Annotated in this window: 19 protein-coding genes; 12 read left to right on the top strand and 7 right to left on the bottom strand. The window is 71.8% G+C overall.

Annotation, left to right across the window (positions count from 1 at the left end):
- Nucleotides 1-70: 70 nt before the first annotated feature.
- The 3 genes from F4561_RS02360 to F4561_RS02350 all read left to right on the top strand — a co-directional run bounded on the left by F4561_RS02360 (nucleotide 71) and on the right by F4561_RS02350 (nucleotide 4,652).
- Nucleotides 71-967 carry an alpha/beta hydrolase gene (locus F4561_RS02360; RefSeq protein WP_184574327.1) on the top strand — a complete coding sequence of 299 codons (897 nt, stop codon included), beginning with the start codon at nucleotides 71-73 and terminating at the stop codon, nucleotides 965-967.
- Nucleotides 968-1,101: 134 nt separating this feature from the next.
- Nucleotides 1,102-2,940: an ABC transporter ATP-binding protein gene (locus tag F4561_RS02355; protein WP_184574325.1), complete on the top strand. Its 1,839-nt coding sequence runs from the start codon at nucleotides 1,102-1,104 to the stop codon at nucleotides 2,938-2,940.
- Entirely contained in the window at nucleotides 2,937-4,652 is a 1,716-nt protein-coding gene (locus F4561_RS02350; protein ID WP_184574323.1) for an ABC transporter ATP-binding protein, read from the top strand. The genes F4561_RS02355 and F4561_RS02350 overlap by 4 nt, the downstream gene beginning before the upstream one ends.
- Before the next feature lie 22 nt (nucleotides 4,653-4,674).
- On the opposite strand, the gene F4561_RS02345 is transcribed toward F4561_RS02350, so the two are convergent.
- Entirely contained in the window at nucleotides 4,675-5,163 is a 489-nt protein-coding gene (locus tag F4561_RS02345) for a cupin domain-containing protein (RefSeq protein ID WP_312885104.1), read from the bottom strand.
- Between the two features lie 56 nt (nucleotides 5,164-5,219).
- Entirely contained in the window at nucleotides 5,220-7,415 is a 2,196-nt protein-coding gene (locus tag F4561_RS02340) for an MMPL family transporter (protein ID WP_184574321.1), read from the bottom strand.
- A 113-nt stretch (nucleotides 7,416-7,528) separates the two neighbouring features.
- On the opposite strand from F4561_RS02340, the gene F4561_RS02335 reads away from it, so the two are divergent.
- From F4561_RS02335 to F4561_RS02325, 3 genes are all read left to right on the top strand, one after another.
- Complete coding sequence (locus F4561_RS02335) at nucleotides 7,529-8,245, top strand: response regulator transcription factor (protein ID WP_184574319.1); 717 nt, start codon at nucleotides 7,529-7,531, stop codon at nucleotides 8,243-8,245.
- Nucleotides 8,246-8,282: 37 nt separating this feature from the next.
- Nucleotides 8,283-9,731, top strand: a complete 1,449-nt coding sequence (locus tag F4561_RS33555) for a sensor histidine kinase (RefSeq protein WP_184574316.1) — start codon at nucleotides 8,283-8,285, stop codon at nucleotides 9,729-9,731.
- Between the two features lie 62 nt (nucleotides 9,732-9,793).
- Nucleotides 9,794-10,750 carry a threonine ammonia-lyase gene (locus tag F4561_RS02325; protein WP_184574314.1) on the top strand — a complete coding sequence of 319 codons (957 nt, stop codon included), beginning with the start codon at nucleotides 9,794-9,796 and terminating at the stop codon, nucleotides 10,748-10,750.
- Between the two features lie 199 nt (nucleotides 10,751-10,949).
- Here the strand turns inward: F4561_RS02325 and F4561_RS02320 are convergent, their stop codons facing one another.
- Nucleotides 10,950-12,290: an aminotransferase class I/II-fold pyridoxal phosphate-dependent enzyme gene (locus F4561_RS02320; protein ID WP_312885103.1), complete on the bottom strand. Its 1,341-nt coding sequence runs from the start codon at nucleotides 12,288-12,290 to the stop codon at nucleotides 10,950-10,952.
- Nucleotides 12,291-12,325: 35 nt separating this feature from the next.
- Here F4561_RS02320 and F4561_RS02315 point away from each other — a divergent pair, with 35 nt between their 5' ends.
- Together F4561_RS02315 and F4561_RS02310 are read left to right on the top strand one after the other, a co-directional pair.
- The gene (locus F4561_RS02315; protein WP_184574312.1) at nucleotides 12,326-12,991 is read left to right on the top strand and encodes a pyridoxamine 5'-phosphate oxidase family protein; all 666 of its coding nucleotides are present in this window, start codon (nucleotides 12,326-12,328) and stop codon (nucleotides 12,989-12,991) included.
- A 216-nt stretch (nucleotides 12,992-13,207) separates the two neighbouring features.
- Nucleotides 13,208-13,648 (top strand): hypothetical protein, encoded by a 441-nt coding sequence (locus F4561_RS02310; protein WP_184574310.1) that lies wholly within the window; start codon nucleotides 13,208-13,210, stop codon nucleotides 13,646-13,648.
- A 19-nt stretch (nucleotides 13,649-13,667) separates the two neighbouring features.
- Here the strand turns inward: F4561_RS02310 and F4561_RS02305 are convergent, their stop codons facing one another.
- From F4561_RS02305 to F4561_RS02295, 3 genes are all read right to left on the bottom strand, one after another.
- Entirely contained in the window at nucleotides 13,668-14,228 is a 561-nt protein-coding gene (locus tag F4561_RS02305; protein ID WP_184574308.1) for a hypothetical protein, read from the bottom strand.
- Between the two features lie 385 nt (nucleotides 14,229-14,613).
- Nucleotides 14,614-15,213, bottom strand: a complete 600-nt coding sequence (locus F4561_RS02300) for a DUF4352 domain-containing protein (RefSeq protein ID WP_246437121.1) — start codon at nucleotides 15,211-15,213, stop codon at nucleotides 14,614-14,616.
- A 242-nt stretch (nucleotides 15,214-15,455) separates the two neighbouring features.
- Nucleotides 15,456-16,307, bottom strand: coding sequence for an SAM-dependent methyltransferase (locus tag F4561_RS02295; protein ID WP_184574306.1), 852 nt, complete (start codon nucleotides 16,305-16,307; stop codon nucleotides 15,456-15,458).
- A gap of 294 nt (nucleotides 16,308-16,601) precedes the next feature.
- On the opposite strand from F4561_RS02295, the gene F4561_RS02290 reads away from it, so the two are divergent.
- The 4 genes from F4561_RS02290 to F4561_RS02275 are packed head-to-tail and all read left to right on the top strand — an operon-like array spanning nucleotide 16,602 to nucleotide 20,774.
- A complete protein-coding gene (locus tag F4561_RS02290; protein ID WP_184574304.1) occupies nucleotides 16,602-17,255 on the top strand; it encodes a class I SAM-dependent methyltransferase in 654 nt (217 codons plus the stop codon).
- A 41-nt stretch (nucleotides 17,256-17,296) separates the two neighbouring features.
- Nucleotides 17,297-18,814, top strand: coding sequence for a PucR family transcriptional regulator (locus F4561_RS02285; protein ID WP_184574302.1), 1,518 nt, complete (start codon nucleotides 17,297-17,299; stop codon nucleotides 18,812-18,814).
- A gap of 20 nt (nucleotides 18,815-18,834) precedes the next feature.
- Nucleotides 18,835-19,755, top strand: a complete 921-nt coding sequence (locus tag F4561_RS02280) for a 5-oxoprolinase subunit B family protein (protein ID WP_184574300.1) — start codon at nucleotides 18,835-18,837, stop codon at nucleotides 19,753-19,755.
- On the top strand, nucleotides 19,752-20,774 hold the full coding sequence (locus tag F4561_RS02275) for a 5-oxoprolinase subunit C family protein (protein ID WP_184574298.1): 1,023 nt from the start codon (nucleotides 19,752-19,754) through the stop codon (nucleotides 20,772-20,774). Before F4561_RS02280 ends, F4561_RS02275 begins: the two co-directional genes overlap by 4 nt.
- 14 nt (nucleotides 20,775-20,788) lie before the next feature.
- On the opposite strand, the gene F4561_RS02270 is transcribed toward F4561_RS02275, so the two are convergent.
- Nucleotides 20,789-21,565, bottom strand: a complete 777-nt coding sequence (locus tag F4561_RS02270) for a LamB/YcsF family protein (protein WP_184574296.1) — start codon at nucleotides 21,563-21,565, stop codon at nucleotides 20,789-20,791.
- Nucleotides 21,566-21,662 lie beyond the last annotated feature (97 nt).

Here is a 21,662-nt window from a genome sequence, read left to right as displayed (position 1 = left end):
GCGCAAGGAACGGAGAATGCGCGACGCTCGGCGGATGCCCTCGGCGGCGGCAGGCCGGAGGATGACCGTCATGGATTCCGAACTCGAACCGTACCTGCCCCTACTCCCCGCGTCCGATCTGAGCGACCCGCCCACCTCGCGGAAACAGCTCGCCGAGTTGATCGCCACTCTGCCCGCACCGGACACGGCGGACCTGGAGATCGAGGACCGCACGGTCCCCACCGAGCCCGAGGTGCCGGTGCGCATCTACCGGCCGCCCCGGGCCCAGGGCGCCATCGTCTGGCTGCACGGCGGCGGATTCATCATGGGCGAGCTGGACACCGAGCACCCGTGGGCCGCGCTGCTCGCCAACAACTCCGGCGCGACCGTGATCTCGGTGGCCTACCGCCTCTCCCCCGAGCAGCGGTTCCCCGCCGCGCTCGACGACGCCTACGCGGTGCTGGCCTGGACCGCCGAGCACGCGGCCGAGCTGGGGATCGACCCGGCGCGGATCGCGGTCGGCGGCCACAGCGCTGGTGCGGGGATCGCGGCCTCGGTGGCGCTGCGCGCCCGGGACCAGCAGGGGCCGTCGATCCGCTTCCAGCTGCTCAACCAGGCCGCCCTCGATGACCGGCAGCAGACCTGGTCGGCGCGGAACTTCACCGATACCCCCTTCGCGACCAGGAACACGGTCGCCCAGGCGTGGAGCCACTACCTGGGCTCCGCGCCCGCCACGCCGTATGCCGCCCCGACACGGGCTACGGATCTGTCCGGCCTGCCGCCCGCCTACATCACCGCCGCGGAGTTCTGCCCGAACCGCGACGAGGACATCGACTACGCGGTGCGCCTGCTCCAGGCGGGCGTGTCGGTCGAACTGCACCAGTGGGCCGGCACGTTCCACGGGTCGCACCAGATCCAGTCCGCCGAGGTGTCCCAGCTCCAGTTCACCGAGCTCGGCACCGCGCTGCGCCGCGCCCTGGCGGAGTGAGCCATGGCCGTCCGGTCCGGCGGGGGGCCATGGCCCCCCGCCGATCGACTCAGGCGGTTCGCCGCCCCGAGGCACACGACCGCCGGCTCTGCCAACGGCACGGCCGCGGCGGGATCAAGGAAAGCGGGAATGCGATGACCACCACTGACCTCGCCCAAGAGGAGGAGCCGAGCACTCCGCCGACACAGCCCGGCTCCGCGCCGGAACCGGGCTCGGCACGGCTGCTGCGTCCCTTCCTCGGGGGTTTCGCGACGGTCGTCATCCTGCAGATGATCGGCGCCGTCGCCGGGCTGGCGCCGCTGCTGGCGGTCGCGGAACTGGGCCGCGCCCTGCTGGCACCCGGCCCGACCGATGACGGCCGGGTGTGGGCCATCGTGGCCTTCGGCGCGGTCGGCCTGTTCGTCCGGCTGGTGTTCACAGCCGCCTCGGCCGGAACCGCGCACGTCCTCGACGGCCGGGTGCAGCTGTCGCTCCGGCGGTCCCTGGCCGCGGGGCTGGGGCGCGCACCGCTCGGCCGCCTGTCCCAGCGCCGCACCGGTGAGCTGGCGAAGGTGGTGGGAGAGGACGTCAGCGCGGTGCACCCCTTCATCGCCCACACGCCCGGCGAGCTCGTCTCGGCGTTCGTCGTTCCGGCGGTGTCGCTGGTCTACCTGTTCACCGTCGACTGGCGGCTCACGCTGATCACGCTGATACCGGTGGCACTGGCGGTGGCACTGGTCCCGTTGATGGCGACCCCGGAGCGGCGGCGCGAACAAGAGGAGTTCGATGCGGCGATGGGGCGGATCGCGAACTCCGTCGTCGAGTTCGTCCAAGGCCTGTCGGTGGTCAAGGTGTTCGGCGGCTCCGGGCGCGCCCACAACGCGTTCCGCACAGCCGTGGACGGTTTCGTCGACTCCTTCTACCGGATGGTCCGCAGGCTCGCCAAGGTCGCCGCCGGAACGCAGTTGGCGCTGTCGTCGCCGTTCGTACTGCTGGTCGTGCTGGTCGGCGGTGCGGCCCTGATCATGTCCGGCGGCCTGGCCCCAGCGGACCTGCTCCCCTTCCTGCTGCTCGGCCTGGGCCTGACCGCCCCAGTGGCCGCGCTCGGCCACGGGTTCGACGACATGCAGGCCGCCCGGCGCGCGGTCGGGCGGATCCGGGAAGTGCTCGGGGTGCGGCCGCTGCCGGAGCCCGCGCATCCGGTCGCCCCACGGGGGCACCGGGTGGAGCTGCGAGGCGTCCGGTTCGCATACGTTGCCGATCACGAGGTGCTGCGGGGAATCGACCTGGTGCTTGAGCCGGGGACGGTCACCGCGGTCGTGGGGCCGTCAGGAAGCGGCAAATCCACGCTGGTTCAGCTGCTGCCGCGGTTCTTCGACCCGACGCACGGCTCGGTCACCCTCGGCGGCGTGGACCTGCGCGAGATCGGCACCGGGGACCTCTACTCCGCGCTCTCCTTCGTCTTCCAGGACGTACGGCTGCTGCGCGCCTCGGTGGCGGACAACATCGCACTGGCGGTGCCCCTGGCCGGCCGCGACTCCGTGGTCCGCGCCGCCCGGCTGGCGAACATCCACGACCGCGTCCGGGAACTGCCGCACGGATACGACACGGTGATCGGCGACGAGGCCCGGCTGTCGGGCGGCGAGGCGCAGCGGATCGCGATCGCGCGCGCCCTGCTCGCCGACACGCCCGTGCTGGTGCTCGACGAGGCGACCGCCTTCGCCGACCCGCAGACCGAACGGGCGGTGCGCCGGGCCCTGTCGACACTGGGCGGGGAACGGACGATCCTGGTCATCGCTCATCGCCTGGAGACGGTCGCCGACGCCGACACCGTCGTGATGCTGGAGGACGGGGCGATCATCGAGCGCGGAACGCCGGCCGGGCTGCTGGCGCAGGACGGGCGGTTCGCGGAGTTCTGGCGATCCCACCGATCGGCGGAGGCCAATGGGGCCGAGGCCCGCGGCGGCGTACGGCAAGGAGGCGAGACCCGATGATCCCGACGCTGCTGCGCGTGCTGGGAAGTGAGTACTCCCGGCCGGTGCGCCGCACCGTGGCCCTGATGGCGGCGGCCGCGATCCTCGAAGGCCTGTCCTACGCGCTGCTGGTCCCCGTGCTGCGGGCCCTGCTGGGGGACACTCCGGCGGACGCGGTGCCCTGGCTGGTCGCGTTCGGGGCCGCGGTCGCGGTCTACGCGGTGCTGCGCTACCTCGGCGACCTGTCCGGTTTCCTCGCCGGGACCACGCTGCTGCGCGGCATGTACCACCGACTCGGCGACCATCTGGCCCGGCTGCCCGTCGGCTGGTACAGCGCGGGCCGCGTCGGGGAGGTGTCCGTCCTGGCGAGCCAGGGCGTGCTGCGGGCGATGGGCGTGATCGCGCACCTGCTGGCACCGTTGGTCTCCGCCGCCGTGACCCCCCTGGCGATCGTCGCCGTGCTGCTCGCCTTCGACTGGCGGCTGGGTCTGGCCGCACTGGTCGCCGTCCCGCTCGTGGCGGCGGTCCAGGCCCGGACGGGGCGCTCGATGGCCGCCGCCGACGCGGAGCGCGCCGAACGCGACCAGGAGGCCACCGGTCGGGTCATCGAATATCTCCAGGTCCAGCCGGTACTGCGCGTCGGCGGCCGGGCCGCGGAACGCTTCCGGTTGCTCGACGACTCACTGCGTGGACTGCAGCGCGCGTCCCGCCGTTCCGCGCTGTCGGCACTGCCGGGTGTGCTGGGCCTGGCGCTCACCGTGCAGGCGGTGTTCACCGTGCTGCTGGTCCTGGGTACCTACCTCGCCCTCGGCGGAGGCATCGGTGCGGCGGAGCTCCTGGCGATCCTGGTACTGGCCGCCCGCTGCGCGGATCCGCTGCTGTCGCTGTCGGACCTCGGCGGTCAGCTGCGGGCCGCGCGCACCGAACTGGAGAGGCTCGAAAAGATCCTGAACACCGAGCCACTGCCGGAGGCGGCCGAACCGGTCCGGCCGGAGCGCCATGACCTTAGCTTCGACTCCATCACCTTCCGGCAGAGCGACCGCACGGTGCTCGACGGGGTTTCGCTGTCGGTGCCGGAGGGACGACGACTCGCCGTCGTCGGCCCGTCGGGGGCCGGGAAGACCAGCCTGCTGCAGGTGCTCGCGCGGTTCTTTGACGTGGACGCGGGCGCGGTGCGCGTGGGCGGTGTGGACGTGCGCGCGATCGGCACCGAGGTGCTGATGGCGCGGATCGCCATCGTCTTCCAGGATGTCTACCTCTTCGACGGCACCATCGAGGAGAACGTACGGCTCGGCCGCTACGGCGCCGACGACGCACAGGTCCGTGCGGCAGCGGCCGCGGCGCGGTTGGACGAGGTGGTCGAGCGGTTGCCCGACGGCTGGAAGACGAACGTCGGCGAGGGCGGCGCACTGCTCTCGGGCGGTGAGCGCCAGCGGGTGTCGATCGCGCGGGCGCTACTTAAGGACGCGCCGATCGTGCTGCTGGACGAGGTGACCTCCGCGCTGGATCCGGTGAACGAGGCGGCCGTCCACGCGGGAATCGAGCGCTTGATGGCGGGCAGGACGGTGGTGATGGTCGCCCATCGGTTGCGGACCGTCCAACGCGCCGACCGAGTCCTCTTCCTGGAGCAGGGCCGGATCGTGGCGGAAGGAAGCCACGACGACCTGCTGCGCCGCGGCGGCCCCTACGCCGGTTTCTGGCAGGTGTCCATGACATCGGTGGCGGGCGAATGAGCCGGTAGAAACGGTGGAGTGGTTATCCGCCCGGCTGGCCGTCCGCGTGCCCCGGGTCGAGCACATCGGCCGGGATGCCCTCGGTGGACCACAGGTCGGGCAGGTTGACCACGATGCCTTCCTGGGTGCTGCGCCCGATGACCACCACCGCCTCCTCATCGGGAGAGGGGTTCTCCTCGCGGTGGGGGACGTAGGGCGGGACGAAGATGAAGTCACCGGGCGCGGTGTCGATGCGCGTTTCCTCGCCGCCCTCGGCGAACACGAACGAGGGGTGCCCCGAGACCACGTAGATGGCGGTCTCGGCCTCGCCGTGGTGGTGGTCGCCGGAGTTGGTCTCCGGCGCGACGTGGGTCTGGCCCATCCAGATCCTGTGGGACCCCACGGTCGTGCCGGAGATCGCCTCCAGCCTGCTCATGCCGGACGTCTGCTGGGTTTGGCCGCTTAGCGACCGGGCCGGGACGTGTTCGAGCCGCCCGTGCCAGACGCGGTCGCCGGGTACGTGTGAGGTCACCACACAACTCTCCGGCCCGGCGGCCAAGGCGTCAAGCACGAGCGGCTCCGTCTCGCCTACATCACGTCGGTTGTCGACCCGGCGCTGATCGTGGCCGGGGCGCGGTCACCGCCGCGCCGCGGCCGGTCCGGTGGTTGGAGCTTTGGCAGCGGAGCGGGCTCGACACGAAGCAAGCGCGCCGCCCACCCGGGCAGCCACCAGTTCCACCGCCCCATCATCGCCACCGTGGCCGGCACCAGCACGCCGCGGACCAGGGTGGCGTCGATCAGGATTCCCAGTCCCATGCCGGTGGCGAACACCGCGACATCCAGCTCGCCGCCGGAAGCCATCGCCGCGAACGAGAAGAACAGGATCAGCGCGGCGCTCGTCACCAGGCGCCCGGTCCGGGCCACGCCGTCGATGACGGCGCGTTCGGTGCTGGCGCCGCGATCGCGGCTCTCCCGCATCCGGGCGAGGATGAACACCTCGTAGTCCATGGACAGCCCGTACAGGAACGCGAAGATGGTGATCGGCACGAACTGGCCAACGGTGCCGGTCGCTTCGAGGCCCAAGAGCGCCTCGGTGCCGATCCCCCACTGCCACACCACGACCATCGCGCCAAGAACCGCGCCCAGCGACAGCAGATTGCACAGGATCGCCTTGATTGCCAGGACCAGTGAGCGGAACGCCCGGGCCAGGAGGACGAACGTGACCAGGGCGGTCATCAGCAGCACCCAAGGGAACGCGCCGTAGGTTTGCGCGACAAGCTCCGCGTTCTGCGCCGCGTACCCGCCGACCATCACTTCATCCGGTACCAGGTTCACCAGCCGGTCGATGGTAGCCACACCCTCGGTGGTGCCGGTCTCGGCGGTAGGGACCGCCTCCAGCATGCGGGAGCCGTCGGCGGCTGGGGGCCCGGTGAGGGCCGTGGCCACACCCGGGTCCGCCGCGACGTCGGCCGCGACCCGGTCGGCGTCCGTGCCCGCGGGCACGAGCACCTGGACCGGGGTCAGCACGCCGCGCCCGATGCCGGCTTCGTCGAGGGCCACCACTCCCGCGTGGGCCGGCCCGGAGCCGGCGAGGTCGCGGCTGTCGGGAACTCCCATGTCGATGTCGAGGGCGAGCACGCAGAGAGCGGCAAGAGCACCCCCGGTGACCAGGGCCGCCGGGTACCGCCAGCGCACCACCGCCTTCCCCCAGGCGGCCCAGCCGCGGTCGGCACGCGGCACGGCGGCGGTCGTTCCGCCGGAGCGACCGAGCCGCGCCAGCAGCACGGGCAGCAGCGTCAGGGTCACGAGCGCGCTCGCACCGGCGATCAGCAGGCCCGCGGCGCCCAGGCTGCGGAGGAACATCACCGGAAGGAACAGCATCACGGCGAGGCCGATCGCGACCGTTCCCGCGCTGAACAGGACGGAACGGCCGGCTGTCGCCATGGAGCGGTGTACCGCCTCATCGCCGGCGTAGCCCCGGGCCAGCTCTTCCCGCCAGCGGGTGGTGAGCACCAGCGCGTAGTCGATGGCCAACCCCAGCCCCAGGAGCGGGAGCAGCGTCATCGCCTGGGTGTGCACGTCACCCACCAGGGTGAACAACAGCAGCCCCGTGAAGGACAGCGGAATGGCCACGAGGGCGATGAGGAACGGCAGGAACGCCAGGCCGGAACGGAACACGAGGGCCAGCACGACGATGGCGGCGAGCGAGGTGACCGCGATCTTGACCGGAACGTTCAGACCGCCGGCGTCCTCGCCGGGAGCCAGCGCGTCCAGGCCGGTCGCGTGGACCGCGCTCCCGGCGGGCAGCTCAGCGAGCAGGGTCTCCTCGATGGCTGGGGAGCGGTCGGGGACCTCGCCGAGGCCGCCGCCCGGAGGGCTGCCGTCCTCGGCGGCCCCGAAGTAGACCAGGCCAGCTGTGGTCCGCCCATCGTCCCCGAGAAGGGCCGGGTCTTCGGTGTCGGCGTAGGAGTGGGTGCGTGCGTCCTCGGTGTCGGCGAGCGCGGCGAAGGCCTTCCCCACGGTGCGGGCCGTGTCCGGGTCCGCCGCGTTGCTTCCGGAGGGCAGGACGATCACCGCGACACTGGGCCGCTCCTCCCCGCCGGCACTGTGGGACTCGACGATGGCCTGGTTGGCCTCCCACGCATCCACACCGGAATGCGGGAAGTCACTGGTCAGTTTGGGCGCGACCAGCGCCGCCGACGCTAACCCGACCAGCACGGCGGCCAGTGAGAACACGACGACGAGCACGCGGTGCCCGAGCACAAGACGCGACAAGGTTTCCATGCCGCCCAGACGACCAAGCCGATCTTCCGGGGCTCTGTGCGGGTTCTTAGAGAGTTCTGTGGAAATGCGGCGGCCCCTGGGAACCGCACCGCTGGTTCGGTCAAACTGGGCGCGTGACCACATCCACCGCGCCACGGGTCCTCGTTGTCGACGACGAGGACTACCTCGCCGATCTCGTAGCCACAGCGTTGCGTTACGAGGGCTTCACCACGGTCACCGCGGGAACCGCCGCCGCGGCGGCGAGCGAGTACGCCCGCTTCCGTCCCGATCTCATCGTGCTCGACGTGATGCTTCCCGACGGCTCCGGAGTGGACCTGTGCCGGCGCCTGCGCGCCGGGGCACGCGACGTGCCCGTCGTCTTCCTCACCGCGCGCGACAGCACGGCCGACCGGGTGGCGGGACTCACGGCAGGCGGGGATGACTACGTCCCGAAACCGTTCAGCCTGGAGGAACTCGTCGCCCGCGTGCGCGCCGTGCTCCGCCGGACCGGCAACGGCACCCGCACCAGTGTGCTCACCGTCGCGGACCTGGAGATCGACGAGGACACGCGCTCCGTCCGCAGGGGCGGGCACCCGATCGACCTCACACCCACCGAGTACAAGCTCCTGCGGTACCTGGTGGTCAACGCGGGACGGGTGCTGTCCCAGAGCCAGATCCTCGACCACGTGTGGGAGTACGACTTCGGAGGGAGCGGCGGAGTGGTCCAGACCTACATCAGCTATCTCCGGCGCAAGGTCGACCGCGGGAGCACACCACTGATCCGCACCCTCCCACGGGTCGGCTACATGGTGCGCACCCAGCCCGCGGACGAAACGGCCCCGGAGCGGTGACGCGGTCACACCGCACCGCCGATGGGAGGCGCGGCCCGTGACCGCGCGTTCCAGCGAACCGCAGCGGCGGCTGTCGCTTCGAGGGCGGTTGGTGCTGCTCCTCGCGGCACTACTCGTGCTCGGCATCTCTGTTCCCACCGGCGCGATGTTCGGCGCCGTTCAGGACTGGGCGGGCGACACCCGGCACGCCGTGCTCCGCGACACCGGGCAGGCGCTGGCCGCCGACCTCCCCGCTGGGGACCCCACCCTGCCTCCGGCATCGCCGTTCGCGCCGGCTGAGGGGCAGGTCCCGTCGTTCTTCCAGCTCCGGGATGACCACGGAGCCGTGCTGGAGACCGTGTCCAACGGGGGCGCGCCCGCTCTGGCCGACCCCTTGCCCGCCGACGCCATCCCTGCTGGCTCCGGCACCGAGACGTTCACGCGGGCCCCGGCCCGTGGTGGTGGCGACGATGACGCCGGCTGGCTGGTACGGACCGCCCGGCTACCGGATGGCGGAATGTTGGTGGTAGCTATGCCCGACACCGCGACCGAACAGCTCGTGGGCCGGGTGGGCCGCATCGCCCTGGCCTGCTCGATCGCGTCGTTGGTGGTGGTGGTCGCGCTGTCCTGGCCTATGGTCGGGCGGGCGATGCGCCCGTTGCGCCGCGTCGCGGACACCGCGGACGGGATCGCGGCGGGCGACCTCTCCCGGCGCGCTCCGACCGCCGGCCAGAACACCGAGGTCGGGCGCCTCGCCACCGCGTTCAACGCGATGCTCAACCAGGTGCAGGAGGCCATCGAGGCGCGGGACGCGTCCGAACGGCGGCTGAGGCGGTTCGTCTCCGACGCCGCACACGAGTTGCGCACGCCCGTGGCGACGGTGCGCGGCTACGCGGAGCTGTTTCGGCGCGGAGCCGCTGATCGGCCCGAGGACCTCGCCAAGGCGATGGACCGGATCGAGTCCGAGTCCCGGCGGATGGGCGCGCTCGTGGAGGAGATGCTGCTGCTCGCGCGGCTCGACGAGGAGCCCGCCGAACTCCGGCGGGACCCCGTTGACATCAGGGCGCTCGCCGCGGACGCGGTAGCCGACGCCGGTGCGGCGGATCCGCGACGGCGGTTCGACCTCCGTGCTGGAGGGCCGGTGTGGGTGTCCGGGGAGGACGAGCGGCTGCGGCGCCTGCTCGGGAACCTACTGGTCAACGTTACCCGGCACACGCCCGAAGGAACCCGCGCGGACGTGCGGCTCCGCGCGGAGGAAACGTCGGCGATCATCGAGGTGGCCGACAACGGGCCAGGGCTCGGGGAGACCGAACCGGAGCGGGTGTTCGAACGCTTCTTCCGGTCCGGAGGGCACCGCGCCCATGCGGACAGTGGGGCAGGGTTGGGCCTGGCCATCGTCGCCGCTCTCGCCGCGGCGCACGGCGGTACGGCCCAGGCGGAGAACGCCCCCGGTGGCGGGGCCCGGTTCCGCGTCACCCTCCCCGCGGCCGAGCCGCCGGCGCCCTGAAGTCACTCGGCGACGGATGCGCTCCACGAGAGGTACAGCCAGCGCACATGAGAGGCACCCGCATGCACAGTACGGATCTCGAGCTCACGAAGATCGCGGAAGCCCCGAGTCTGATTGACCCGGTGTTCCGCAACACGCCGCAGTTCGTCGACGAGCAGCTCTGCGCCGCGCTTGGCAGGCGTGTGGTGGTCAAGGTCGAAACCCTGAACCCGCTGCGCAGCTTCAAGGGCAGGGGCGTCGACCTGCTCGCCCGCGAGTTCGAGCCGGGCACCCGGCTGGTGTGCACGTCGACCGGGAACTTCGGGCAGGCCATCGGCTATGCGGCAGCCAGGCACGGCCTAAGCGCTGAGGTGTTCGTTCCCGCCGGAGTCAGCCCGGTCAAGCTGACCAGGATGACCTCCCTCGGCGCGCGCGTGCACGAGGTCAGCGAGGGCCGCACCGAGGAGGCCGCTCGTGACTACGCCGCCGCACACGAGGACAGCGTCTTTGTCAAGGACGGCCAGCACCCGCGCATCGCGGAGGGCGCGGGCACCATCGGCGTCGAGCTTCTCACCGCTGGCAGGGTCGACACGGTGGCGCTGCCGGTTGGTGACGGCGCGCTGATCACCGGTGTCGCCCGGTGGATCAAGGAGTACGCTCCGCACACGCGGATCGTCGGGGTGTGCGCCACGGGCGCGGCGAGCATGGTGGAGAGCTGGCGGGCCGGCCGAGCGTGTCCAACCGAACGCGCGGACACCTTCGCGGAGGGCATCGCGATCAGTTCACCGATCCCGGAGTCGGTGAGCCGCATGCGCTTGCTGGTGGACGACATGGTGGTCGTGGACGACGCGGACATGCTCGCCGCGATGCGCACCGCTCTGGCGACTCTCGGGGTGTTGCCGGAACCCGCGGGGGCGGCTGGTCTCGCCGCCATCGCGAAGCACGATCTGCCGGGCGATGTGCTGGCGACCGTGGTCACAGGCGCGAACGCCTCCCCCTCGCTGTTCGGCGATGTCCTGGCTGCTGGCCAAGATCGGTGACGTGGGTACGTGGTGCGGCACCTAACGGGGCGCATCTCGGGTGTCCGCGGGGTCGTTCCCGGCGCTGAACATGGCCCCGCGGTCAGGACCGGTACACAACAGCGCGGAGCCCGTCGCGCGCCACCGTTGGCAGCCAGCACCGATGGGCACCGCCCTGGCCACCCGCCGCCTTCGCCGGATGCCCGCCCACACCACCGGACTAGGTGCCGCGCCCGGTGGGTTCGGGACGCAGGGCCGCGGCGACGTCGGAAGCGAGAGAGGGGGCCACGGCGGGGTCGAGTGACGCGGTGGTGATCCGGATCCCCGGCTGGCTGGCGAGGCGGAACCGGGCACCGGGGGCCACAGCCCAACCGCGCTCCTGCAACCGGCTCACCACCCCGGTCTCCTCGGATACGGGCACCCACACGTTCAGCCCGCTGCGGCCGTATGCCGGCACCGCATACCCGGTGAGGGCGTCGAGCAGGGTCTGCCGGCGCCCGTCGTAGCTGGCCGCGACCTGCCGCGACCACTCCCCCGCTTCCCGCCACAGCCGTGCCGCGGCACGCTGCAGCACATGCGGGACCCAGCCGTGGGTGACCCGCTGCCGGGTGCGCACCCCGGCCACGGTCTCAGAATCCCCGACCAGCGCCGCGATGCGTAGGTCGGGGCCAAGGGACTTCGAAGCCGAACGCACCAGCATCCAGTCCCGGGCTGCCGGGGCCAGGCTGTGGAACGGCGCCGAGGTGAACGCGAAACCGTGGTCGTCCTCGACCAGCAGCACCTCGGGGTGGGCCGCCAACACGCCGCGCAGCGCCTCGGCCCGTTGGCCACCCAGCGCGGATCCGAACGGGTTCTGCGCCCGCGACGTCACCACCGCGGCCCGCGCTCCGGCGCCCAGGGCACCCGCGAGCTCGTCGGGCAGCGGCCCCTCGTCGTCTACGGATACGCCGTGCGGCTCCAGCCCGAGCAGCCCGAGCAGGTCGAGCAGGGCGTGCCAGCCGGGGTCCTCCACGGCGACCCGGTCTCCCGGGCGCAGCCGGGTCAGCAGCGCCTTCTCCACCGCGTCCAGCGTCCCTCCGGCGACGGCCACCGTCCCGTCGGGCACCCCGTCAACGCGGAACGACTCGGTGGCCACCCGGTGCAGCTCGCCGTCGTCGGCGGGCTGCCCGTAGAGCACTGGCTCGGCACCCCGGACCGCGTCGCCGAGCGGTCCGCCAAGCGCGGGCAGCAGCTTGGGGTCGGGGTTCCCGCTGGACAGGTCGCGCGCGCTCTCGGGAACGGCGACCGCGATGTCCTCGCGCAGCGCCGAGCCGAGGCGGGGGCGGACCCGCGTGCCGCGGCGGCCCGCCGTCTCCACCACGCCCCGGCGGCGCAGCGTCTGGTAGGCGGCGGAGACCGTGTTCGGGTTCACCCCGAGCTCGCCCGCGAAGGCCCGGATCGGGGGCAGGGCGCGGCCGGCGGTGAGCACGCCGGCGTTCACCGCGCGCTCCACCCCCGCGGCAATCCCCGTGGCGCTGCGGCGGTCGGTTATGTAGGCTGCCCACCAAGATTCATCTAGCACAAATATTATTATGTACTAGTTCAAATTGGAGTGCAATGACCGCCAGCCCAGCCGATTACTCCCCGACCCCCCGCACCACACCCACCCGCAACAGCGATCGGGCCGGCTACGACCGCACCCTGGTGCACGAGATCCTGGACGCGGAGTACCTGTGCCACGTGGGCTTCGTCGCCGACACGGCGCCGGTGGTGCTGCCCACGCTGTTCGCACGGGTGGACGACCGCCTTTACCTGCACGGCTCCAGCGGCAGCCGGCTGATGCTGCTGGCCCGGGAGGGCGTTCCGGTGTGCGTGACGGTCACCTGCCTGGACGGCCTGGTGTTGGCTCGTTCGGCTATGCACCACTCGGTGAACTACCGCTCGGTGGTCGCCCATGGGACGGCCTACCGCGTCACCGACGAGCGGGAGTCCCGGCTCGCGTTGGACCGCATCGTCGACCATGTGGTGCCGGGTCGGGCCGCGGACATCCGGCCTCCTTCCGCCAAGGAGCTCGCCGCGACCGGGGTGCTGCGCCTCGACCTCGCCGAAGTGTCCGCGAAGGTCCGCAGCGGCGGAGTGGACGACGACCCGGAGGACGTGCACCTGCCGCACTGGGCCGGGGTTCTTCCGGTGCGGCGCGCGGTCGGCGCCCCCGAGCCCGATCCGCGGATGCCCGACGAGGCCGTGCTGCCCGCCTACCTGGAGCAATACAGCACGAGGTAACCGGACCTTCGGAGACCCAGCAACGGGCACCTGTCCACCGAACCAGAGCACAACCGGCACGAGCCCCGATCACGGGCTGAAGGCGCGCATGCCGCCGGCTTGGCGCCGCGAGCTGACCCGCGGTGCACCGGCGACCGCTGCCGCCTTCCGCGCCGGTGAGTTCCGCGTTTCCCCGCGGTCCATACCTTCGAGGCAATCACGGCTGTGGAGGTAACAATGCGCAACCCGAGTCTGGACACGCTGGATGTCCTCGTCGGCCGATGGACGTTGACGCTGTCGGACGCCTGGTTCCTCGAACCGCCAGGTACCGAGCTGCACGGCTGGGCGACCTTCGAGTGGCTCGGCGACGCGTTCATCGTCCTGCGCTCCGAGATCGGCGGGCATCCGGGATACGACCTCGCGATCGGGCACAGCGACGCCCGCGATGCGTACGCGGCTCTTTACCACGACGAGCGCGGGGTGTCCCGGCTGTTCCAGATGACATTCGACCACGCGAGCTGGACGCTGACCCGCGAGGACCCCGACTTCCACCAGCGCTTCCTCGCCGACGTGCAGGAGGATGCCATCAAGGGGCGCTGGGAGGCTTCGGAGGACGAGGGGCGCACGTGGCGCAAGGACTACGACCTCACCTTCGTGCGCGCCGCCACGCAGCCCTGACGAGCACCACCGGCACTGGCTAGACCAGGGCGGACAGGTAGAGCAGCGCGAACGTGGCCAGCGGGAGTGTGGCGAGCAAGGCGAGCGCCCCGGCAATGCAACCGGCCAGTACACCCAGGACGGTCCCGAGAGCACCGCACCGAAACGACCGCCGCACCCCCATCGCGGCGGCTCCGGCCACGAAGCCGCTCACCGCGCCCGCGAGCGGCGCTCCCACGAGCGTCACGAACACGGTTGGGAGCGACACGAGACCCGTCGCGGTGCCCACCGCCGCCCCCGTGAGCAGGTCTCCGTAGCGGTCGCGGCGCGTGAAGAGGACCTTCCCCCACGCGATGAGCAACGCCGAGAGCGACAGCCCCGCGGCGGTGGACAGGACCGACTGCATGTTCACACCAATGCCGCGGTCGAACATGGCGAGGGTCCAGCCGATCGCCAACGCCGACGCGCTGAGCACGAAGAACCTCCGCGCGGGCGCACCCGTTGCGGTCCCCTGGCCCAGCGCCGCGTGCAGCACGCAGACGACCACACCGGAGAGCGCGCCAGCCGCAAAGCAGACCAGTAGACCTGCCTCGTAACTCATGTCCCAGCTCGTCCCCGCCGCCGCGTTCCCTACCCCAACCCCAACAGACACCAGCACACGCTCCGATGCCGGGGTGGCGCGGTGGGCGGGTGGTGCGCGCCGCCGAACACGCCTACCCGAGTAGCACGCGCTGACGGAAGCGGTCGCCGCCGGGTTCTACCTCCGCCTGGGCACGCCCCTCGCCGAGCGGCTGGGACCAGTCCTCGGCTGTGTCCGGAGCACCCCCACCGGCACAGGGCGCCCTATGGGCCGTACGGCGCGCGGCCCGTCAGTCCCCGGCGCGTCCATCCTCGCCATTGGCCGGCTTCCCGCTCGATCCGAAGGGGTGGGATGAATCTGCCCCCGCCTCGGGAGGGTGAGGCGAGGGCGGCCATGCGGCGCGGTGTTAGCTCAGCTCGACACTAACCGGCTCGTCCAGCGACAGGAAGTCGCTCAGCTCGACGGAGGCCGGCTCAGCGTCGGCCGGGATGTCGTAGATCAGTTCGCCCTCAACGCTGTTGCCGGGGTTGACCTCGTTCAGGAAACTCTCGGCTCCTCCGGTGATCTCGGCCGCAGTGTCAGTCGAGTGCTCCCTGTCCTCGCCGTCGATGAGCGTCTGGCTGCCGCTCTCGAACGTGCCGGACTCATCGCCGATGTTCTCGACCGTCACGGACACGATGACGTACTGGCCGTCCGGGGTTTCGGTCAGGTATCCGGACTCGTCGGCCACCTCGTTCACGCCGGTCTCGACGTCGGTCACGGTGAACGCGAACACGCCGGTCTCGACGGTGTCGCCGATCCCGGTAGCCTCCTCGCCGCCTTCCTCGCCGCCGCTGTCGGATCCGGAGTCCGAGCCGGAGCCGCCGCCATCACCGTCATCGCCGGACAGCATCGCCGCGCACCCCGCGAACAGGGCCAGGATCAGAACCACTACGAGGCACCCGCCACAGCCGACGCCGATCTTGGCGCCGGTGGACATGCCCGCCTTCGGCGGCTGATCGTGCATGGGATCTCCTTATGTCGATCTCGGTAGGGGGATTCCGCACAGAACGGGGGCGAGGGGATGAGTGCGGTGTACAGCGAGACAGCGGAGCCGCCCCGGGCGAGATCCCCTCTCACTCCCGGAGCGGCCGGTCTAGCACCCGCACAGCCTCGTTACTAGACGACGCCCGTGGCCACGCGGGGGTTTACAGTCAGGCGACTGACTTTTTGCACGTCCGCTGTTTATAGCACTGAGACACGCGTTGGTTACCGCTTGCGCCCCACTCCGCCGAGGAAGACGTGGTCCATCGGAATCAAGGGCTGCGTCCGGGGCCCGTCCGGCCACCACTCGTGCAGCTCCACCAGCCCCGGTTCGACCAGTTCCAGCCCGTCGAAGTAGGAGGTGATCTCCGCGCGGGTGCGGAACCGCCCGGACGCCATGGAGCTGGTGCTGAACCTGTGTTCGACCTCCCTGGCGAACTCGCTGAGCTCCGGGTCCTCGTCGGCCGGGTCCCAGAAGTGGCACAGCGCCACGTAGGACCCTGAGGGAAGCGCGTCGATGTAGGTCCGCATGAGCTCGTGGGGGCGCTGCTCGTCCATGAGGTGGTGCAGCGTGTTGCACTGCATCAGGACGAAGGGGCGGTCCAGCTCCAGGGTGCCGGTGACGGTCGGGTGCCGCAGCAGCTCCTGCGGCCTGGTCAGGTCCCCCTCGACGAAGTTCGCGTTCGGGTTGGCCCCAAGGAGGGTGTCACTGTGCGCGGAGACAAGGGGGTCGTTGTCGACGTAGACCACCCGCGCCCGCGGGTTGTTCCGTTGCGCGACCTCGTGGGTGTTCTCCGCGGTGGGCAACCCCGATCCCACGTCCAGGAACTGGTCCATGCCGGCCGGACCGGAGAGCCAGCGCACCACGCGAACGAGCCACTGCCGGATCGCCTGGGCGGTGCGCCGCGCGTCCGGCGAGACCTCGAAGATCGACTGCGCGACTTCCTGGTCCACCTCGTAGTTGTGCTCGCCGCCCAGGATCGCGTCATAAACCCGCGCGACACTGGCCGTGCTGGCGTCGATCCCAGCCGGCGTGGCACTGTTACCGGCTGTGCGCGCTGACTGGTCGCTGGACATTCGCAAACCTACCTCTGCTCGACAAACGAAACCTCCGACACAGTAGGACTTTCCCGACCCTTCGAACGAAGACGCCCCGGAGCCGCCGCAGCCACCTTTCGTGTCCGCATTCCGAACAGGGCACGCCGTCCACGGACCGCGCCGATGCGGGGCTGGCACCTGCCGGTCCTTGTTGGTGGGCCGGCTTCCGCCGCGTTCGGCTGTCCTGGTAATGCGGTACTCCCGGGGCGTCGCAGCCCTTTCGGGAGCTGCCGACCTGACCGCGCTCGTCCAAACCTCCGGAGGAGGACCGCCATGGCCACGGCCTACTGGGAGGGCCCCGGTGCCGCCAAGGACTTCACTCACCCGGTCCCCACCGAGCTGGTCGCCGAGCGCCTCGACCCCCGGGCGCGCATCCTCGACTTCGGGTGCGGATACGGGCGCGCCATGCGCGAGCTGGCCCGCGCCGGGTACCGCAACTGTGTGGGTGTCGACCCGTCGGCGGCCCTGATCGCGCGCGGCCGCCGAGAGGCGCCCGGCCTGCGGCTGGAGCACACCCCGCACCTTCCGCTGGACTACCCTGCCGGCGCCTTTGCCGCGGTCCTGCTCATCTCGGTGCTTGCCGTCATCCCCGAGAACGACGCGCAGCGCCGGGTGGCCGCCGAGGTCGAGCGGGTGTGCGCCCCCGGCGGGCTGGTGTTCCTGTGCGACTACCCCCTGCAGGAGGGAGAGCGGTACCGCACGGCCTACGCCGCCTCGGCCCATCCGCTCCACGGTGTCTTCGAGACCCCCGACGGCGGCGTGTTCCGCCACCACGACCCCGACCACCTGGCATCCCTCTTCCCGCGCCTGGACCTTGTCCAGGCGCGGGAGACCGAGTCGACGAGCCTGAGCGGTCATCCCATGCGCGTCCTGCAGTGGACGCTGCGCAGGGGAGGCTCCGAACCACCCTGGTGGCCACACCAGTGAGACAGTCGGCGGCCAGCACTAAGACCTGGGACAATGGGGTGATGCCGCCAACCGTGCAATGGCTGTTTCACCACAGTGACCTGCGCCTGCGCCCGCTGGTTGCGGCTGGCTCCACGCGCCCGATCCGCTGGGTGCACACCAGTGAGCTGAAGGACCCGACCGAGTTCCTCTCCGGTGGGGAGCTGCTGCTGACGACGGGCCTGCACAGCGAGGACAGCCCCGCGTACTGGGACGACTACGTGAAACGCCTGGTCGCGCGGGATGTCGCCGGCCTGGGGTTCGGTGCCGGGTTCAGCCACGCGGAGGTACCGGACGCGCTGGTCGCCGCGGCCCGGCAGCAAGGGTTCCCCCTGGCCGGGGTGCCACGCGAGGTACCGTTCGTCGCGATCAGCGAGGCGGTGGGAGAGACGATCGCGCGCGAGCGGGCGGAAGGGCTCTCCGCCGCGCTCGACGCGCAGCGCGACCTCGTCACGGCGGGGCTGTCCCCGGGAGGCCCGCAGACGGTGGTCGGTCGGCTCGCCCAGGCGCTCGACTGCCGGGTGCTGGCCCTGGACGAGCACGGCGGGGTGCGCTACGCGGCGCCCACCTCCGCGCGGCGGTACGCCGCCCAGGTCCGGATGGACCTCGACGTGCTGTCCCTGGACACACCAATGAGCGCCGCGTCCCTGTCCGTGGCGGGCGACCAGGTGTCCGTGTGGCCGATCGGGCACGGCCGGGAGGTCGGCGGCTACCTCGCTGTGGGGCGCGCGACCCCCCTCAGCTCGGTCGAACGCGCCGTTGCCGGCAGCGCCGTGGGCCTGCTCGCCCTGGACCTTTCCGGGGAGCGTGCCGCGCGCGAGGCACTCCGGCGCGAACGGCTCGCCGTGCTGCACCTGGCGCTCTCCGGAAACGCCGAACTGGCCGGGTCGACCGCGGACGTGCTCGGCGTCCCGCTGCCAGAGGCGCCCATGCGGGTGGTGCTGCTGGGGGCACCCCGGGAGCGGGTGGACCAACTGCTCCGCGCCGCCGAGGACCAGCACAAGCTGAACCAGGCGGGTGCGCTCGTCGCCCGCTACGAGACCCGGATCGTCGCGGTCCTGCTGGCGCGTGCCGAAGGCGACCTGCAGGCCGTGGAGGAGGTGCTGCACCTCGTCCCGGGTGCGCGGGCGGTCGCGAGCGAGGCGGTTCCGTTCTCCGACATCCCCGACGCGATGCGCCGGGTGCGCTCGCTCTACGTGGGCTCCCCCGACACCGCGGAACGGCTCCTGCTCGCCCGGGACGTCGCCACCGCGGGGCTGCTCGGCCACCTCGACACCGCCGGGGCACGCGGCTGGGCCGAGGCGCAGCTCGAACCGCTCAAGCAGCACGCGCGACGGTCCCAGGTCGACCTGGTCTCGACACTGCACACCTTTCTCCAGTACAACGGGCACATAGACGCCTCGTCGACGGCCCTGGGCATCCACCGGCACACAATGCGCTACCGGTTGGGCCGGATCGCCGCGCTCCTCGACACCTCGCTCGACGACCCCACGGTGCGGGCCGAGCTGTGGCTGGCGCTGCGCGTCCGGGAACTCTCGTGACGGACCGGAAAGGAGAACCGGTGACCGCGACCGGGCTTATCGACGTCACCGGCCCTTCCGGCGGTTGGCCGGCCATCACCTACCGGCAGGCCGGGGACCGGCACGTGATGGTCGAGTACGGGGAGCACGTCCTCGACCTGCGGCTGAACTTCCTGGTCGTCTCGGTACTCGAAAGCCTCACGCGGGACCCTCCGGAAGGGCTCGTCGAGGCCGCCCCCGGACTGCGGTCCATCCTGGTCGGCTTCGACCCCGCCCGGACGAGCCGGTCAGCCCTGCTCGACCACCTGCGCTCGGTGCACGAGGGCCAGCCGCACCTCTCGTCCCTGGTGCTCCCCAGCCGCGTCATCACCCTGCCCATCGCGTTCGACGACTCCGCCTGCCGCGAGGCCGTGCGCCGCTACACCACCACGGTCCGCGGCGACGCCGCGTACACCGCTGGGGACAGCAACGTCGGCTACGTCGTGGAGCAGACCGGGTTCGCCGACGCCGAAGAGTTCTACGCGGCGATCACCGCCACCGAGCTGTGGACGGCTTTCACCGGCTTCGCGCCCGGCCTGCCGTTCCTGCTCCCCCTCGACCCGCGGCTGTCCCTCTCGGTGCCCAAGTACAACCCCACCCGCGTGTGGACAGCGGAGGGATCGGTGGGGATGGGCGGCCCGTGCGTGGCGGTCTACCCGGTCGACTCGCCCGGCAGCTACCAGCTGTTCGGCCGGACCGTCCCGATCTACGACGCGCTCGGCCGCAACAGCGCTTTCGCCGGTTCCCCGTTCCTCATCCGCCCGGCCGACCGGGTGCGCTTCGTCCGGGTGAGCGAGGCGGAGCTGCTGGAGACGCGAAGGCTTGCCCTAGACGACTGCTACGAGTACCGGATCGAGGACGCCCCCTTCTCGCTGGCGGGCCACCTCGGTAAGCACTCCGCCGCTTCTGTGGACCTGGTGTGAGCACCGGAGCCAACGGGGACGCGGGAGGTCCCATCGCCCTTGAGGTCGTCGACCCGGGGGTGCAGACCACGGTCCAGGAGTATCCCGGACGGACCGGTCTGCAACGCTGGGGGCTCTTCCCCGCGGGGCCGGTTGACCACCTCGCCTTTCGGCTGGCCAACGTGCTCACCGGGAACCCTGAGGGCGCCGCGGCCCTGGAGATCCCCGCGGGACGGTTCACCGCGCGGGTCAGCCGTCCCGGACTGGTCGCGCTGTGCGGCGCCGAGGGCGCGGCACCGACGCTCAACGGGGAAGCGCTACCGATGTGGGAGGCCGTCCCGGTGGCGCCGGGCGACCTGCTGGCGACCCGAACGGCACGCGGTCCCGGCTTCCGGCTCTACCTGGCGGTGTCGGGCGGCATCGAGGTTCCCCCGATGCTCGGATCCCGCGCCACCCACACCGTCGGACACATCGGCGGGCTCGCGGGGCGGCCACTGGTCCGCGGCGACCTGCTCGAAGGCGCGGGCGCGCCGGGTACCGCCCCGGCCCCGCTCCGCGTGCCGCAGTCCCTGCGGCCGGCGTACCCGCGCCACTGGGAGATCGAGGTCATGCGCGGCCCGCACAGCACGCCCGAGCTCTTCACCGCCGACGCCTGGGCGGAGCTCGTCTCGTCGACGCTGCGGGTCAGCCTGAACTCCGACCGGTTGGCCACCCAGCTCAACCCGCACCGCTTCGACTGGCCCCGCGCGGACGGCGGTGTCGCGGGGAGCCACCCCTCCAACATTCTCGACGCCAGTTTCCCGTTGGGCGGGATTGTCATCAACGGTGACGTGCCCATGATCGTCGGCCCCGACGGCCCCACTTCCGGCGGGTTCACCGTCGTGGCGACCGTGGCGCACGCGGCTCTCTGGCGGGTTGGCCAGTTGCGCCCCGGCCACGACACCGTGCGGTTCCGCGAGATCGACCTGGAGGAGGCCATCGCCCTCTCCGCGCACGTGGAGTACCCGCTCGACCCCGGACACCTGGAGCGGGTGGGCTGAGCCGGGCCGCCGGGTCAGCCCTGGCGGCGCGCGGCGAGGACGTCGCGCAGCGGTGCCACGGTGGCCCCCTCGGCGGCGATCCGGGCGCGCACCGCCCGCGCCACGTCGACGGCGTTCGGCCGGTCGCCGTGCACGCAGATGGTGTCGGCCTCGATCCCGACCGTCCCGCCGCTGACCGTGCGCACGCGCCCGCTCAGGATCGCGGCCGCCTGGTCCGCGCACGCCCGCGGGTCCTTGGCAGCGGGGTTCGGCTCGATGATGATGTGCCCGTTGTCGTCGTAGTCGAGGTCGGCGAACGCCTCCCGCGCCACCGGTACCCCGCGCCCCGCGACCGCGTCCGCCGTCGGGCCGGCGAGCAGCACGGTGACGACCTCACCGTCGACCGTGCCCACGGCGTCGACGACCGCGGCGGCAATGCTGTGGTCCCGGATGGCCAGGCCGTAGAAGGCGCCGTGCGGCTTGACGTGGGTGATGGGCACCCCGTGCGCGTCGGCGAAGGCCCGCAGCGCGCCATACTGGTAGAGGCAGGCGTCGGCGGCCTCCCGCGGAGTCAGCGCCAGCGCACGCCGGCCGAACCCCGCCAGGTCGGGCAGTCCCGGGTGCGCGCCGAGACCCACCCCATTCTCCGCGGCCAGCTCGACCGAGGCGCGCATCGTCGCGGGGTCGCCGGCATGCCACCCGCACGCGACGTTGACCGACGTGACATGGGGCAACAGCCTGGCGTCGTCCCCCAGGCTCCAGCGCCCGAAGCTCTCTCCCGCATCGGCGTTCAGATCGACCAGATTCCGCATGCGTTCACCTCCCTGCTGTGGAGGCACCACCCTGCGCCCTCTCCCGACCGAGGACAACTCATCGATACGTACAACAGGCCGCAGCGATTTGTACGAG

The sequence above is a fragment of the Lipingzhangella halophila genome, assembly GCF_014203805.1.
Taxonomy (GTDB): Bacteria; Actinomycetota; Actinomycetes; order Streptosporangiales; family Streptosporangiaceae; genus Lipingzhangella; species Lipingzhangella halophila.
The sequence above is the reverse complement of the archived record's forward strand: the minus strand, read 5'-3'. Positions and strand labels throughout refer to the sequence as shown.

Coding starts and splice junctions, on each gene's coding strand:
- F4561_RS02360 (WP_184574327.1), top strand. CDS start 71: ATGGATTCCGAACTCGAACCGTACCTGCCCCTACTCCCCGCGTCCGAT.
- F4561_RS02355 (WP_184574325.1), top strand. CDS start 1,102: ATGACCACCACTGACCTCGCCCAAGAGGAGGAGCCGAGCACTCCGCCG.
- F4561_RS02350 (WP_184574323.1), top strand. CDS start 2,937: ATGATCCCGACGCTGCTGCGCGTGCTGGGAAGTGAGTACTCCCGGCCG.
- F4561_RS02340 (WP_184574321.1), bottom strand. CDS start 7,415: ATGGAAACCTTGTCGCGTCTTGTGCTCGGGCACCGCGTGCTCGTCGTC.
- F4561_RS02325 (WP_184574314.1), top strand. CDS start 9,794: ATGCACAGTACGGATCTCGAGCTCACGAAGATCGCGGAAGCCCCGAGT.
- F4561_RS02315 (WP_184574312.1), top strand. CDS start 12,326: ATGACCGCCAGCCCAGCCGATTACTCCCCGACCCCCCGCACCACACCC.
- F4561_RS02310 (WP_184574310.1), top strand. CDS start 13,208: ATGCGCAACCCGAGTCTGGACACGCTGGATGTCCTCGTCGGCCGATGG.
- F4561_RS02305 (WP_184574308.1), bottom strand. CDS start 14,228: ATGAGTTACGAGGCAGGTCTACTGGTCTGCTTTGCGGCTGGCGCGCTC.
- F4561_RS02300 (WP_246437121.1), bottom strand. CDS start 15,213: ATGCACGATCAGCCGCCGAAGGCGGGCATGTCCACCGGCGCCAAGATC.
- F4561_RS02295 (WP_184574306.1), bottom strand. CDS start 16,307: ATGTCCAGCGACCAGTCAGCGCGCACAGCCGGTAACAGTGCCACGCCG.
- F4561_RS02290 (WP_184574304.1), top strand. CDS start 16,602: ATGGCCACGGCCTACTGGGAGGGCCCCGGTGCCGCCAAGGACTTCACT.
- F4561_RS02285 (WP_184574302.1), top strand. CDS start 17,297: ATGCCGCCAACCGTGCAATGGCTGTTTCACCACAGTGACCTGCGCCTG.
- F4561_RS02270 (WP_184574296.1), bottom strand. CDS start 21,565: ATGCGGAATCTGGTCGATCTGAACGCCGATGCGGGAGAGAGCTTCGGG.